The 14,141-nt window shown below is 40.0% G+C and carries 13 protein-coding genes, 2 tRNA genes and 1 pseudogene; 10 read left to right on the top strand and 6 right to left on the bottom strand.

The window, feature by feature from the left end; genetic code table 11:
- Genes HMPREF0501_RS03050 through HMPREF0501_RS03040 form a run of 3 tightly spaced genes read right to left on the bottom strand, consistent with a single transcriptional unit; the run spans window position 1 to window position 2,653 of the window.
- Window positions 1–945, bottom strand: coding sequence for a diacylglycerol/lipid kinase family protein (locus HMPREF0501_RS03050; RefSeq protein ID WP_040455695.1), 945 nt, complete (start codon window positions 943–945; stop codon window positions 1–3).
- A 27-nt stretch (window positions 946–972) separates the two neighbouring features.
- Window positions 973–1,782, bottom strand: coding sequence for a Cof-type HAD-IIB family hydrolase (locus HMPREF0501_RS03045; protein ID WP_006916383.1), 810 nt, complete (start codon window positions 1,780–1,782; stop codon window positions 973–975).
- A gap of 10 nt (window positions 1,783–1,792) precedes the next feature.
- Complete coding sequence (locus tag HMPREF0501_RS03040) at window positions 1,793–2,653, bottom strand: NAD(P)H-hydrate dehydratase (RefSeq protein ID WP_006916382.1); 861 nt, start codon at window positions 2,651–2,653, stop codon at window positions 1,793–1,795.
- Window positions 2,654–2,754: 101 nt separating this feature from the next.
- On the opposite strand from HMPREF0501_RS03040, the gene pepV reads away from it, so the two are divergent.
- The 4 genes from pepV to HMPREF0501_RS03020 all read left to right on the top strand — a co-directional run bounded on the left by pepV (window position 2,755) and on the right by HMPREF0501_RS03020 (window position 7,272).
- A complete protein-coding gene (pepV, locus tag HMPREF0501_RS03035) occupies window positions 2,755–4,155 on the top strand; it encodes a dipeptidase PepV (RefSeq protein ID WP_006916381.1) in 1,401 nt (466 codons plus the stop codon).
- Between the two features lie 14 nt (window positions 4,156–4,169).
- Window positions 4,170–4,664 carry a universal stress protein gene (locus HMPREF0501_RS03030; RefSeq protein ID WP_040455694.1) on the top strand — a complete coding sequence of 165 codons (495 nt, stop codon included), beginning with the start codon at window positions 4,170–4,172 and terminating at the stop codon, window positions 4,662–4,664.
- A gap of 170 nt (window positions 4,665–4,834) precedes the next feature.
- Entirely contained in the window at window positions 4,835–6,217 is a 1,383-nt protein-coding gene (locus tag HMPREF0501_RS03025; protein WP_006916379.1) for a L,D-transpeptidase family protein, read from the top strand.
- Between the two features lie 77 nt (window positions 6,218–6,294).
- Window positions 6,295–7,272, top strand: a complete 978-nt coding sequence (locus tag HMPREF0501_RS03020) for a glycoside hydrolase family 73 protein (protein ID WP_050755740.1) — start codon at window positions 6,295–6,297, stop codon at window positions 7,270–7,272.
- Between the two features lie 56 nt (window positions 7,273–7,328).
- On the opposite strand, the pseudogene HMPREF0501_RS03015 reads toward HMPREF0501_RS03020, so the two are convergent.
- A pseudogene (locus HMPREF0501_RS03015) lies at window positions 7,329–7,960 on the bottom strand (deoxynucleoside kinase).
- A 182-nt stretch (window positions 7,961–8,142) separates the two neighbouring features.
- Between HMPREF0501_RS03015 and HMPREF0501_RS03010 the strand changes: the two are divergent.
- The 3 genes from HMPREF0501_RS03010 (at window position 8,143) to HMPREF0501_RS03000 (ending at window position 10,590) form a co-directional block, all read left to right on the top strand.
- Window positions 8,143–8,751, top strand: a complete 609-nt coding sequence (locus HMPREF0501_RS03010; RefSeq protein ID WP_006916376.1) for a hypothetical protein — start codon at window positions 8,143–8,145, stop codon at window positions 8,749–8,751.
- Window positions 8,752–8,814: 63 nt separating this feature from the next.
- On the top strand, window positions 8,815–9,831 hold the full coding sequence (gene rbsR, locus HMPREF0501_RS03005; protein ID WP_006916375.1) for a ribose utilization transcriptional repressor RbsR: 1,017 nt from the start codon (window positions 8,815–8,817) through the stop codon (window positions 9,829–9,831).
- A gap of 72 nt (window positions 9,832–9,903) precedes the next feature.
- Complete coding sequence (locus tag HMPREF0501_RS03000) at window positions 9,904–10,590, top strand: CPBP family intramembrane glutamic endopeptidase (RefSeq protein WP_006916374.1); 687 nt, start codon at window positions 9,904–9,906, stop codon at window positions 10,588–10,590.
- A 448-nt stretch (window positions 10,591–11,038) separates the two neighbouring features.
- Here HMPREF0501_RS03000 and HMPREF0501_RS02995 read toward each other — a convergent pair.
- Window positions 11,039–11,111 (bottom strand) — tRNA-Arg (locus HMPREF0501_RS02995).
- 27 nt (window positions 11,112–11,138) lie between these two features.
- The gene (locus tag HMPREF0501_RS02990; protein WP_040455692.1) at window positions 11,139–11,471 is read right to left on the bottom strand and encodes a hypothetical protein; all 333 of its coding nucleotides are present in this window, start codon (window positions 11,469–11,471) and stop codon (window positions 11,139–11,141) included.
- 133 nt (window positions 11,472–11,604) lie between these two features.
- On the opposite strand from HMPREF0501_RS02990, the gene HMPREF0501_RS02985 reads away from it, so the two are divergent.
- From HMPREF0501_RS02985 to argS, 3 genes are all read left to right on the top strand, one after another.
- Window positions 11,605–11,943: a hypothetical protein gene (locus HMPREF0501_RS02985; protein WP_006916371.1), complete on the top strand. Its 339-nt coding sequence runs from the start codon at window positions 11,605–11,607 to the stop codon at window positions 11,941–11,943.
- Window positions 11,944–11,991: 48 nt separating this feature from the next.
- Window positions 11,992–12,062, top strand: a tRNA-Gly gene (locus HMPREF0501_RS02980).
- Window positions 12,063–12,324: 262 nt separating this feature from the next.
- The gene (argS, locus tag HMPREF0501_RS02975) at window positions 12,325–14,016 is read left to right on the top strand and encodes an arginine--tRNA ligase (protein WP_006916370.1); all 1,692 of its coding nucleotides are present in this window, start codon (window positions 12,325–12,327) and stop codon (window positions 14,014–14,016) included.
- Window positions 14,017–14,141: the final 125 nt, after the last annotated feature.

Here is a 14,141-nt window from a genome sequence, read left to right as displayed (position 1 = left end):
TTATTTTGTACGGATAGATTGTTCTAAAAACGGGTATTTTTCACAGGTCATCGTTAAATTAAACTGGTGACAACCTAATTCTTCACCATCAATTTGACCATGTTGAGCTGGACTAACGGAATATTGCAACTGGGATCCACGAAAGACGCGAGCGTGGCGAGATTTCGTTACTTTGCCAGCCGCAAACATGATTATCGAACCCAGCAAGGTTATGAAGTGTTTCTTTTCGAGAACTACTAATTCTAGTTCCGAGCGATCAATTGACTCATCTGGTGCAACCTGAATCCCTCCACCGATGAAAGGGTGATTACTAGTGACCACTAAATAAGCTTGCTGGAATGTTTCTGTTTGATCATGAGTAGTCACTTTGACGGTAAAGGATGGCTGATGGATGAGGACCCCAATTGCTTTAGCAACATAGGACAATGTTCCTAAATGGTGCTGATTGAGAAACTTTTTGACTCGCGATGTATTGGTCCGATGAACGATTGCCGCGTCAAATCCGGTGCCAAAGTTATTCAAGAAGATGCCAGATTGATGATGTGAGTTTACAAAGTGACCGACATTAATCCAATGAAGGTGGTGGGCATCTAATATTTGCTGCAGGGCAATTAACGGTTTGCGAGCAATCCCATAACCACGTGCAAAATCATTTCCCGTACCTGCGGGGATGTAGGCAACGGGAAGCGGCGATTTTTGCTGAGTATTTAGTAATCCATCAACGACTTCGTGGAGGGTACCATCGCCACCAATCACGATTAGGCAGGTATCCGTTAGTGACTGGCGAGCAAATTGTTGAGCTAGTTGCCGCGGCTGTCCGGCATGATGACTAACATTAATGCGAAAGGAGAGCCTTTTTTGGTGCAAAGCTTGTTGAACCTTGCGACTGACTTGTCGTCCCTTGCCACTTCCGGAAACTGGATTCGTAATTATTTCATAATGCACTAGACAGATTCCTCCTACCAAGCTGAACTAAAGTAATTGAGTTTGGATTGTTTTTAAAACACCGTCGTGGTTGTTATCGGCAACCGCTTCTTTAGTAGCAACAGCGTGGACGGTCTCACCACCATTTGGCATGGCATAGCTGAGTTCCGCAAGTTGAAGCATTGTGACATCATTGCCACCATCACCAAAGGCAACTAAGTCTTTTCGAGATTGTCCCCAACGGTTGAGAAGTTGCGTTAGCGCCCATCCCTTATTAATCCCCGGATTCGTTAAATCCATGGATCCATTTCCGCTTGGGGTCACCACTAGCTGATTTCCAAATTGTGCAGTGAGTTTTTGAACAGCATTTTCAATTTGATCGTCACGCACTAGAAAGGAAATTTGAAAGAATTGATCGTCAGGAAGTTGATCAAAATTATCCACTAGTTGGTGAGTCGGGTAGTAAAAAGCAAGATGATTGATGGTAGCTGGGGAAGCATCCTTCGGGAAGTATCCTTGGCGGTGTCCAGAAATCACAGGTTCAATGTGCATAGTATGAACAAGGTAATTAATAACCTTGTGCGCAAGGTGTGGATCGAGGGTTTTGGTAAGAATTTCTTGACCATTTTCCACAATTTGGGCCCCGTTTTCTGCGATGATGGTCAGTTGGTCCTGTTCATTTGGAAAATAACGTTGTAAACATTCTAGCGGATCGCCAGATGCAACGACAAGACGCCGTCCCTGTCTTTTGAATGTTTGTAGGACTTGTTCAAAGAGGGGACGGTTAAACTTTTTGTCATCTGTTAGAAATGTACCATCCATGTCAAAAGCGATAATTTGATGAGATGTAGTGTTCATTGATTACTCCTTAATTATGAAAGCCAATGGTATGATTTTGGCCCATTAAAGAAATTTTCTTCATAAAACCAGGCAAGGCATGACTAATCTGGTGTGGTAAGACAACGTATTGCTGTTCGGCAATTTCATCGGCAATGGCACTATGCGCATACGTTGCAGCTAAGGCAGCATTGGTAATATTTTTTCTGAATTGAGCTGTAAAGCCACCCACCATTCCGGCTAAGGTGTCACCCATCCCACCAACCGCTTGGGCTGCAGAACCAATGGGAAGCTGGTAGACTTTGGTGTCAGTATAAATTTCGGTATGGTGTTTTTTCAGAATCACGGTGGCATTTAACTCATCCCGGACTTTTCTATTGACGGTTTCAGTTTGATCAGCAATTTTAATCCCAGATAATCGTTGCCACTCCATTTGGTGAGGAGTATAGATAATGTGACCCTTCGGTTGAGCAATGTGATCTCGTGCCATTAAGGTAATGGCTGAACCGTCAATCACAACCACTTGATGTTCATTGGTATGCTGAAAAACATTCTCCAGAATTGCTTTACTTTCCACTTCTTCACCGAGCCCTGGGCCAATTACGATGGTATCCACTTTTTCTGTCAGCTGAGCAACTGCTTTGGTGTCATTAAAATCAATTACCATTGCCTCTGGTAACTGTGAATGAATGGCACTGGAATTAATGGGATCTGTTGCAACCGTGACCAGGCCGGTACCGCTGTAGACACTGGCGGTACTGGCCATGATAATGGCACCGCCGAATTGGTGATTGCCACCAACTAAGAGAATTTTACCAAAGGTCCCCTTAAAACTTTCCTGAGGACGGGGCGTAATAACAGTCTTTAAAATTGAACTATCTAATTTTTGCATATAAATTGACACTTCCTCGTGTTAATGAATGGAAACGATTTAATCAACTACAAACCTATGGTATCATAATCAATGTAGAAAGAATAATAGGAGGCAGAATCATGGCTGATTGGATGTCAAAAGCAAATGCGCAAAAAGATGACTACTTGCGTGATTTGACAACGTTAGTGAAGATTCCTAGTGTTCGTGATGATTCACAAGCAACCCCGGATGCACCGTTGGGACCAGGACCGACTCAAGCGTTGCATACTTTCTTAGCGATGGCCGCCAAGGATGGTTTTCGGACGAAAAACATTGATAATGTGGTTGGTTATGCTGAATGGGGTGAAGGTGATGAGACCATTGCTATTTTAGCCCATCTCGACGTGATGCCGGCAGGAAAGGGCTGGGATAGTGATCCATTTGACCCAGTGATTAAAGATGGTAATTTTATTGGTCGTGGAGCCTCTGATGATAAGGGCCCCGGTTTGGCAGCCTACTATGCATTAAAGACCTTAAAAGAGATGGGAGTTAAGTTTCATAAAAAGGTTCGGTTTGTGGCTGGTACCGATGAAGAGAACGATTGGACTGGCATGACTAAATATTTTGCAACCGAACCAATGCCTGACTTAGGCTTCTCCCCAGATGCAGAATTCCCCGTTTATAACGGAGAAAAGGGAATGTTTTCAATTAATCTCGATATTGCTGGTGGCAATGAAGGGCAAGACATTCTGAAATCATTTAAGTCCGGTTTACGGTTTAACATGGTGCCACGTGAAGCAGAAGTTGTTATGGAAACAGCTGATAAGCATACAGTGATGGAGCGGTATGGTGATTTTCTCAAGCAAAATCCAGTTACAGGTGATGCGAAGGAAATGGAAGATGGGCTTCATTTAGAAATGATTGGTAAAGCCGCTCACGGTATGGAACCGGAAAAGGGGATTAATGCCGGAACATACATGGCCAAATTCTTGCAATCCTTACACTTTGGTGGAAACGCTAAGAATTTTATTGATTATGTAGCTGATTATTTACACTTGGATGATCGGATGGCCGGCTTTAAGACAGCATTTACTGATCCTGTCATGGGTGACTTAACGATGAACGCTGGCATTATGAATTTCGATGGTCAAAAGGGTGGTCACATGGACATGAATTTCCGCTTCCCTAAAGGAATTACTCCTGATGAGATCCTTGCGAAGGTTAAGCCGGTTGCCGCTGAGTTCGCGATTGATGCTCATTATGACTCTTTCCATGCACCGCACTTTGTGGATCCGGAAGATCCCCTTGTTAAAACATTAATGAAGTCATACATTGATGTTACTGGTGACCAAGATGCCAAGCCGGAGTGTATTGGTGGACGAACGTATGGACAATTAATTGATAATGGAGTTGCATTTGGTGCATTGATGCCAGATACGCCAAACACAATGCACCAGGCAAATGAGTATCAGCCGGTTGATGATTTGATTAAGTCGATGGCGATTTATATGCAAGCAATTCATGATTTGGTAACGGAATAAAAGGAGTGATTAGAATGGCAAATTACAAAAACATTTTAGTAGGGATTGATGGTTCCAAACAATCAATGATGGCCTTTCATAAGGCGATTGATTTGGCAAAGCGGAATGAGGCGCACTTACACTTATTAAGTGTTGTTAATGGTGAACACTACCCAACTGCAGCGGGATATGGAATTATTGATCGTGATATGTATGATGCTGCAGTTGAACGGATGAAGAAAACTCTTGCAAAGTTAGTTGAAGACGCTAAACAAGCAGGGTTAACGGACGTGGATTCTTCAGTCATGGTTGGGAACGCCAAGATTGCCATTACTGATCAATATCCTAAGAAGCATGATGTCGACATGATTGTTGTGGGGGCCACCGGGTTGAATGTCATTGGACGGATTATTGTAGGCTCAACCGCGGCTTACGTAATTCGCCATGCACCATGTGACGTTACCGTAGTTAAGACGGATGAAAATAATCAACCAGTTAAGGTTGAAGATGTGATCTATCCAGAAATTTAATCTGCGTTTATCATTATGAAATATCCCCACTAGTGAGTAATACTGGTGGGGATCATTTTATAAAAATAAAAATTACTTTTTCGTTTCTCATTAAAAGTAATTAGTGTTATGATTATGAGTGTTTCTTGTTACAGAATTGTAATAAAAATAAGATATTGGGAGATTTTTAGATGAATACAAAAGGCAAGGTTGCTTCTGGAATTGTGGCTGCTCTAGTCATAATTATTGGAGGATCATATTGGCACCAAAGTACTCATTTTAATAAAAATACAAAGATTAATGGGATTAACGTTGGTGGATTAACAAAAGCGCAGGCCTATGATAAAGTTTCACAAACTAAATTGACCAACCGGGTTTATTTAGATGGTCAGCTAATTTATCAAGGCAGTCGGACTTCGGCTGGTTATCGCAAAGCTGATCAAGGTAAGTTTAAGACTGCACTGCAGAAGCAATTCACGCTATTTCCAAGCAGTGAGCAGCGTAACTTAAAGATCACTCCGAGCGAAAGCGATTCTTCACGAGTTAAGGGTATTAAGCAGAGTGTTGAACGGAAGCTGAAGACTTTAAATGAAAATCGTCAAGCTCCAGTAAATGCAAAAGTTGTTTGGCAAAACAATCAGGTTACCACAACGAAGCCCCAAAAGGGTAACCAATATGATGTCAAACGATTAATGCGCCGTTTGGACCAAAATGCTTATGATCCATCGATTCGATTACCAAAGCTATATACGCAGCCTTTGGGAGCAAGTAGTTCAGAGATTAAAAAGCAAAAGAATAAGCTGCAAAAGTTAAATCACCGTTCCGTTAATTATCAAGTGGAGCAAAAGCGCTACCGGCTTAGTAGTAAGGACGTTTTAACTAAGGTTACTTATGAGGACGGTAAATATACTTTTGATACAGCAGCTTTAAAACCAACCGTTAAAAAGATTAATCGAGAAAAGGCGACCTTAGGAAAGTCATTTAAGTTCAAGACGCATTCTGGAAAGGTGATTAATACTGCTAAGGGCGGTAGTTATGGCTGGAAGATTAGTGAAACCAAAGCCGGTAAAACTCTGGGCAAGGCATTAGTTGATGGTAAGAAGTCGGTTAATGCTAAAGCAGATATCTTTGGAGAAGGTTACTATACTGGTGGTCTTGGCTATGGAGTAACTAAGAATCACGGCCTTGGTAACACCTATGCAGAAGTTTCAATTGCTGATCAGCACGCTTGGTTCTACAAAGACGGTAAAGAGGTCTTTAGTGCGGATGTTGTTACTGGAAAGCAGAGCAGCGGTGACGCAACGCCAAAAGGTGTTTGGTACATTATGTATCAACAAAGTCCATCAGTTCTCCGTGGAACGGGCGATAGTGGTAAGTCATATACTCAACCAGTATCATACTGGTCAGCCTTTACTAATAGTGGGGTTGGCTTCCATGATGCTAGTTGGCGATCTAACTGGTCTAAATCGGCTTATCTTAATGATGGTTCAAATGGATGTGTAAATATGCACCCGAGTGATGCTGGAACAGCATATCATGCCATTGTGGTTCATGAACCAGTAATCGTTTATTAAAAAAAGATTGGAAAATTTTGATATTTTCCAATCTTTTTTTGTATTTTTGCCGTCTATATAATACAGGAGGTAAAAATATGAAAAACTATATTTTACGAATTATTGTCACGAGTACTTTGTTATCAACCAGTACCAATCCAGTGCTTGCCAGCGTTAACTATTCGCCAAATGAGTGTGAACAACTGGCTGGGGCAATTATTACAGGAGCACGACCACCATTATCAGATGATGAAATGAATCAATTAGATCCCGAGACAGTGAATCGATTGGCGGGATGCTTGAAGGCAAAACACAGTAATTTAACTGCAGTGATATCATCTTCAGATTCTGGTGAACAACCCCAAACGAGGGAGCCAAATCAAATAAAACAAGTGAAAGAACACCAGGAGGAGAATACGAATGGACCGGTTGCTCGACAGCCGTTATCGAAAAATGAGCAAGATTTTATTAACTTAATTGCCCCGGATGCGCAAAAGATTGCTCAAGAACATGACCTTTTTGCTTCAGTAATGATTGCCCAGGCAATTTTAGAGAGTGACTGGGGACGGAGTGATTTGGCACGAACGCATTATAATTTATTTGGCATTAAAGGATCGTACCATGGGCAGAGTACGACCATGCCAACTCAGGAGCATCGGATGGGATGTGACCTAACAGAGCAGCATGTATTTCGAAAGTATCCTTCAGTAATGGAATCGCTGCAGGATTACGCAATGGTATTAGATCAAGAAATATATGAACAGGTACATAAGCGACACTGCTTAGACTATCAAACAGCAACACGGGCACTTAATCAAAAATATGCAACTGATCCGCGGTATCATCAAAAATTAGATCATTTGATTCAAGCGTATGATTTGACTAAGTATGACCAAATTCCAGAGAAAAAGGAGCAGTTCAAGAATTCTCAGCCAATTGATGAGAAGCATAAGATGACCGCAAAACAACCAGTCCGGCGGCAGAAAACTACAAAACGTAAGGGAATTATAATTCCACTAATTGGTGGAATTAGCTCGGTTGGGGTGGTGGAGTTGTTCAAGCGTTGGGTAAAATAAAACCCAGAGGAGGTAAGAACCATCCTCTGAGTTGTAAGTAATGTTGCGTTGGTGACTTAACGAAGCGATGCTAGTTTATCATCAATCATTTGTAAAACGATATCCACGTTACGTGGATCTTCCAAATTATATTTTTCCAAATCAATTTTCATTTTAGGACTAGCATCGTAATCACGGTACCACTTTTTATAAGCATTCCACATTTTATAATAGTAGTCCTTTAATTATGGTTTATTATCAATTTGCTCATAATCACGGCCCCGTTTTTTAATCCGATAGAGGATGGTTTCGAAGTCCGTTTCTGAGTAGACCATTAGATCGGGGCCCGTTTTGGCAGTTGTTTGAGATCTGCCATCATATTGTCTAGTAACTTGAGATAGACATCTAATTCAGTATCAGAGATATTACCTTCAGCATTGTTCTCTCGCGTAAATAGGGCATCTTCATAGATGGAACGGTCTAAAACATTGTTATCATCATTCAAAGCCTTTTTGATCATCGAGAACCGCTTGTTTAAAAAGTAAATTTGCAACAAAAAACCATATTGCTTAGGGTTCTTGTAGTATAGTGGTAATACTGGATTTTCACCAACGGGTTCAAAAAACGCTTGTGTGTGTAAATGGTCAGCAATCTTACCTGTAAGGGTCGTTTTACCAACACCAATCATGCCTGCTGTAATAATCACCATAGTGGCTCCTCTTTTAAATAGTTTTACAATGTAAACTATCTTACTACAAAAAAGTGGTGTTGCCTATTATGATCCAGATATTATCAAGCGTTAAAACGACAGTGCCAATGAATAGGCGAGTACAGTGTTATCGAAATAATGATATAAATTAAATTATTTTATCTTTTTGTGGAGGAATGCAAATGTCACCAAACGAAATTAAAGAACAATTAGTAATGGCAAACCAGCAAGGGTATTTGGTCGAAGTTTATAACTTTGTCGATGATGATATTTTTAATGTTGGCTTTGTGATTGCAATCGATCCATTATTTGTTCTGTTATTAGGAATTGATTGGGATGGTAAAATTAACGGATTAACCGCCATCCGGCTCGAAAGTATTCATAAGGTTCAAGCGCATACTGACTATTTAACGACGGTCTCTTTAAAATGCAAAGTAGCCGAAGACCATCATTATTTCGATATTTGGAAATTGCAAGAATTTTTGCGGCATCATGATTATCAAAATACCAATATCTTAAGGACACTGCTGGAGGATTCTTATCAGCATCAGCTACCGGTAGTAATCGGGACAGATCGTTATAAGGGTGAAGATGATTTTACGGGCTTGATTCATAGTTTGTCAGCCATCAAACTGAATTTACATTATTTAAACGAACATGACCTTTCTTCTCTATGGGAATATGAAATTTTGTTGGCTAAGATTGATTATCTGAGGGTTCGGGGAACCCAATGTGCGCAAGCAAAGGAAATTATGCAGAATGTCTTTGGAGTCCATTTTGAAAATAATTGAAATCCCTTTCAATCCGTAGTAAACTGTTTTAGTAAATCGTTTAACGCAGAATGAGGGAAATTGATGACGAATAAAATAACAATCAAGGATGTAGCGGAGAAAGCCGGGGTTTCGGTAACGACAGTTTCACAAATCTTGAATGGTAAGGGAGCCCGTTTTAGTAAAAAAACACAAGAGCGAGTTTTAAAGCTGAAGGACGAAATGCATTATGTTCCGGATTTTAATGCCCGCAATTTGATTCTTCATTCATCCAAAACAATTGGGGTGTTGGTACCGAATATTGGTAATCCGTTTTTTAGTACTTTCTTTCGTGGTATCCAAACTGTTTGTCGCAACGCACACTATTTACCATTGGTTTTCAGTGCCAGTAATGATGAAACCACCGAAAAATATTACCTAGGAAATTTGGTTGAGCGGTCTGTTGATGGCTTGATTATTGCTAGTTCTAGTGTCACGGCAGATACGATTGATAATATTTTAAAGCCTAACCGGATTCCGTACTTACTTTTTGATCGGAATCAAATTAATGATGATGGTGACCGCCTGCAGGTTGATGATTATCAAGGTGGTTCAATTGCTGCTGAACATTTGGCAAAATTAGGTCACAAACGGATTGTGGTGATGATGCCAAAGCAGTTAACGAGAAATTTGCGTAAACGGTTAGACGGGTTTATTAATGGACTGCTGCAGCGGGGAATTCACTTTAATGAAGAGCAGGATTTGGTTGCTGCCCCTTTAACTAAATTAGGCGGTTATGAACAGACGGATGCAGTATTAAAACGTCGGCCCACGGCAGTTTTTTGTGGAAATGATGAATTGGCGATTGGTCTTTATCGTGGCCTTCATGAACGGGAAATTCAGATTCCAGAAGATCTTTCGGTGATGGGCTATGACAATATTGACTTAGCCGAGTATGTTACGCCAAAGTTAACAACCATTGAACAACCAATTTTAGAATTAGGAGAAACAAGTGCTCGCCTAATACTAAATCGGATTAACGATCTTCAGATGTCTAGACAATTAGTGGATGTCCCAGTAAAGTTAACTGAACGTTCCAGTACAGGGCGTCCTGTTGAATAAAAAAGAAAACCTCTGTCAGCGTGACAGAGGTTTTGTGATATTATGAATAAAACTTTTGAGGGAAGTGAATTTATGAATGCAACAAAACGACCGCTTTGGATATTGCGGGTTTTAATTGTCGGACTATTGGCATTATTGATTCAGGTACCACCAGTTATTTTACTTTTTATTCGTAAGTATTCAACGGTGCCAGCTATGTTAGCACTCTTGATTGTGATCTACGTAATTGTGTTTGGTGGAATAATCTTATGGGCACGCCACCTTTTCCTAAAGTATCGCCATTGGCAACCAAGCACTCAGGGGCTAGGACAGCATCTTAAATGGATTATTGGCGGATGTCTCGCGGTCATTCTTGGTGAACAAGTATTAAATTTACTGAATTACCTGATTTATCATCAAACGGAAACGGCGAATAATCAATTAATTGGTCGTTTATTAAGCAGTAATCAGGTGGTCTTTATAATTATGTCATTTGCGGCAGTTGTGCTGAATCCGATTGCTGAAGAACTAATTTTTCGTGGTGTATTAATGAATTTCTTCTTTAAGCGGGAAGCGTTCTGGTTACCGATTTTATTATCAGGGCTTTTGTTTACATTGGAACATTCTAGTACGACCATTATTAGCTATTTAATTTATTTTTATTTAGGGGCAGTCTTTGCTTTCATTTATCGTAAAACTGGTAATATCACGAATACAATTTGGTTGCACGCAATTAATAACTTAGTTGCTTTGCTTGCGTTGTTAGGAACGATTGGCTAATGTAAAAACAACTATTGAAATCGCTTACATTTAATGTTATATTAAAGACGTGGAAGGAAATAGGTAGATACAACAAGAAATCTACGCGTGCCTAGCGGCTGAAGATTTAGTAGGTCAGAAGCAGCATAAGAGTAACCTGTAATATTATTTGAAGTGTGTGGTTACCGGCGTGCACTAGGTAATAAATAGTTACTTTGCGGAAGATGAATTAAAATTGATGAGTTAAGTTTAGATAATAGCTTTCTCGCAAAGGGCTGAAAATGATTCCTTCCCAAAGATGGGTGTGACAAAAGTTTTTAACAACTTTGAACCACTTCCCAGTATAAAAGAACCCAGTGCTAACTTTGATTAAGCGCTGGGTCTTTTTGTGTAATTACTAATGGCACATGATGGGTACACAGTAAAAAATAAAAGCGTTGATATATCAACGCTTTTAACAAATATTCAATGCGCTCCCAGGGACTCGAACCCTGATAATGAGGACCGAAATCTCATGTGCTATCCAGTTACACTAAGAGCGCCGATTAACTTCTATTATAAACTGGTCTTTAAAAAATACAAACAAGACTGACTACAAAAGTTGTAGCTTCTAAAATAAAAGCAAGCCATGGAACTCCGAAAGTTAATAATTTTCGTCGAAAAATCATTTCAACCATTACGAATAAGACGATTAAAGCAACAATCTGAATGAGCAAACGCCAACTAATAATCGGTAAAGTCAATAAGAAGAAAACAATTTTCCCCACGAGCATTGCTAGAATAATGATTCTGGTTATTACAAGCCAGCTACTAGTACGTTTATCAATCGTAGAATGCATCCCACAAGTAACACTGATAAATAATAAAATTCCGCAACAAATAAACAGATAAATGTTTTTCATAGGTAATTTCCTTTATAATTGTTTAGCAACATTTTATCATTATTTTACTGAGAAAGCAGACGACTTGAAAAATGGCCTGAAAATGAGTAAAATAGTCATCATTACTGATTTTATAACTGATGGGGTGGATTGAATGACATACTTTAAGGTTGGCGATGTTGTTAAGGCTGAGAAGTTTGGCCAGTTGGAACATGACTTTACTGGAACCGTTGAGAAAGTTTATGATAATTCAATTATGATGTCCATCGAGGATTTTGACCCCGAGGATAAGACAAGCATTAATGAATTAAATAAGCGGGCCGTTGTTCGTAAGACGTCTGCTACAATTCTGAAAGCTGTTCCGCGGACTGATGAAGACCGTGAAGAAGCAGCTAAAGAAGAAAAAGAAGCTGCTGAAAAAGCAGCAAAGGCCAATAAGACAACCCGGAAACGGAAAACAACAAAAAAAGCCAAAAAAGATACTGACAAGTAGTAAAAATGTGTTATTATCAAATAGGTACTTTTTTACCGATTTGATTATGCGGGTATAGTTCAGTGGTAAAACACAACCTTCCCAAGGTTGAGTCGCGAGTTCGATTCTCGTTACCCGCTTACCACAGGGCACCGTCGTCAAGATGATGCTTTTTTAATTACCGTGGTAATGACTTTTGAGAAGTAAAAGGGCAGTCAATAGCAAGCGAGTTCAGGATGGTGAAAGCTGGGCAGCGATCCCTTTGAAGCGTGCAAAAGTCAGCATTATAATAATTTGAATGAGTGGAATTACATTTCAATTAGAGTGGTACCGCGGGTAATCTCGTCTCTAGTAAGCTTTGTAAGCTTATTAGAGACTTTTTTTATTGAAAGGAGAATACAGATGAACGAACGAGAGCAAGTAATTAAAGCATTACAACCAGCATTAACTGACTTATCAATGAACGAAATTGCCGATAAGATTGAACGGCCTAAGGATTCTAACAATGGTGATTACGCCTTTCCAACTTTCTTTTTAGCCAAAACACTTCATAAAGCACCACAGATAATTGCCCAAGAGCTCTTGGCTAAAATTGATCAGACTGGATTTGAAAAAGTTGTGGTTGCGGGACCGTACATTAATTTCTTTTTAGACAAGCAGGTGGTTGGTGAAAACATTCTCAAAACCATTTTGGCTGATCCAGAAAATTATGGTTCACAAGACCTTGGTCACTTGGCTAACGTTGCGATTGACCTGTCTTCTCCTAATATTGCTAAGCCAATGGGGATGGGGCACCTGCGCTCGACGGTAATTGGTAATGCGATTGCTAATATTTTAGCTAAAGTGGGCTATAATCCAATTCGGATTAACCACCTTGGAGATTGGGGAACCCAGTTTGGTAAATTAATGGCTGCTTATGAGATGTGGGGAAATGAAGAAGAGGTCCAACAAGATCCAATCAATACTCTGCAAAAATATTACGTTAAAATTAATACCGAAGCAGATACGCATCCTGAATATAATGATTTAGGTCGGGAGTGGTTTAAAAATCTTGAAAACGGTGATCCAGAAGCCTACCGTCTTTGGAAATGGTTCCGGGCGGAATCTTTAAAACGATTTATGAAGATTTACCGGTTACTAGACATTGATTTTGACTCCTATAATGGTGAGGCGTTCTACAATGATAAAATGGCAGAAATTGATCAACTATTGCAGGATAAGCATTTACTTCAAGAAAGTAAGGGGGCTCAGATTGTTGATCTAGAAAAATACAATCTAAATCCGGCCCTAATTAAGAAATCAGATGGTTCATCACTTTACATTACTCGTGACTTATCTGCCGCCTTATTTAGAAAACGAATGTATGGCTTTGCACAAGCTCTGTATGTTGTAGGTGCAGAGCAACGTAACCACTTTGATCAATTAAAAGCGGTATTTAGTGAAATGGGCTTTACCTGGTCCAAACAAATTCACTATATTCCATTTGGATTGATGAGCCTGAATGGTAAAAAAATGTCCACGCGGAAAGGGAATATTGTTCAACTAGAAGATGTTTTGAATGATTCCATTAAATTGGCTCGTCAGCAAATCGCGGAAAAGAATCCTGAACTACAAAATGCGGATGAAGTGGCCCGTCAAGTTGGGGTAGGCGCCGTTATTTTCCATGATTTAAAGAATGAACGGACAAACTCCATTGACTTCAAATTAGCAGATGTTGTTAAGTTCGAAGGGGAAACGGGTCCGTATGTTCAATATGCTCATGCACGGGCAGAAAGTATTTTACGCAAGGCGGGGACACCTGACTTTGCTCAAGCTGAATCTTTAGCGTTATCTGGTGATGAAGCTTGGGGAATTTTGACCCGGCTAGGTCAGTATGGTGAGGTTATTGAACGTGCAGCTAACGAATATGATCCATCATTAGTTGGAAAGTATGCTCTCGCATTAGCAAAGGACTTTAACCAATATTACGCTCACACCCGAATCTTGGTTGACGATGATGAAAAGATGGCTCGTCTTGCTTTGGTCAAGGCAGTTAGTGAAGTTCTGAAGTCATCCTTAGCTTTACTTGGGGTTAAGGCACCAGATGAAATGTAATAAGTTTAGTTAAAATTAACACGGGTCTGCCAAAAAACGGGACGAAGCCATCAAAGCTTTGTCCCGCTTTCTTTTGAATAAGTTTTACTAAAGGTCTGCGAAAAAATGCTGGAAAATGTTGCTTT

Origin of the sequence: Limosilactobacillus coleohominis 101-4-CHN (assembly GCF_000161935.1) — a bacterium.
GTDB lineage: Bacteria > Bacillota > Bacilli > Lactobacillales > Lactobacillaceae > Limosilactobacillus > Limosilactobacillus coleohominis_A.
The sequence above is the reverse complement of the archived record's forward strand: the minus strand, read 5'-3'. Positions and strand labels throughout refer to the sequence as shown.

What these genes read in the sequence shown, in the direction of transcription:
- HMPREF0501_RS03045 (WP_006916383.1), bottom strand. Translation starts at nt 1,782, where the DNA reads ATGAACACTACATCTCATCAAATTATCGCTTTTGACATGGATGGTACA.
- HMPREF0501_RS03040 (WP_006916382.1), bottom strand. Translation starts at nt 2,653, where the DNA reads ATGCAAAAATTAGATAGTTCAATTTTAAAGACTGTTATTACGCCCCGT.
- pepV (WP_006916381.1), top strand. Translation starts at nt 2,755, where the DNA reads ATGGCTGATTGGATGTCAAAAGCAAATGCGCAAAAAGATGACTACTTG.
- HMPREF0501_RS03030 (WP_040455694.1), top strand. Translation starts at nt 4,170, where the DNA reads ATGGCAAATTACAAAAACATTTTAGTAGGGATTGATGGTTCCAAACAA.
- HMPREF0501_RS03025 (WP_006916379.1), top strand. Translation starts at nt 4,835, where the DNA reads ATGAATACAAAAGGCAAGGTTGCTTCTGGAATTGTGGCTGCTCTAGTC.
- HMPREF0501_RS03020 (WP_050755740.1), top strand. Translation starts at nt 6,295, where the DNA reads ATGAAAAACTATATTTTACGAATTATTGTCACGAGTACTTTGTTATCA.
- HMPREF0501_RS03010 (WP_006916376.1), top strand. Translation starts at nt 8,143, where the DNA reads ATGTCACCAAACGAAATTAAAGAACAATTAGTAATGGCAAACCAGCAA.
- rbsR (WP_006916375.1), top strand. Translation starts at nt 8,815, where the DNA reads ATGACGAATAAAATAACAATCAAGGATGTAGCGGAGAAAGCCGGGGTT.
- HMPREF0501_RS03000 (WP_006916374.1), top strand. Translation starts at nt 9,904, where the DNA reads ATGAATGCAACAAAACGACCGCTTTGGATATTGCGGGTTTTAATTGTC.
- HMPREF0501_RS02990 (WP_040455692.1), bottom strand. Translation starts at nt 11,471, where the DNA reads ATGAAAAACATTTATCTGTTTATTTGTTGCGGAATTTTATTATTTATC.
- HMPREF0501_RS02985 (WP_006916371.1), top strand. Translation starts at nt 11,605, where the DNA reads ATGACATACTTTAAGGTTGGCGATGTTGTTAAGGCTGAGAAGTTTGGC.
- argS (WP_006916370.1), top strand. Translation starts at nt 12,325, where the DNA reads ATGAACGAACGAGAGCAAGTAATTAAAGCATTACAACCAGCATTAACT.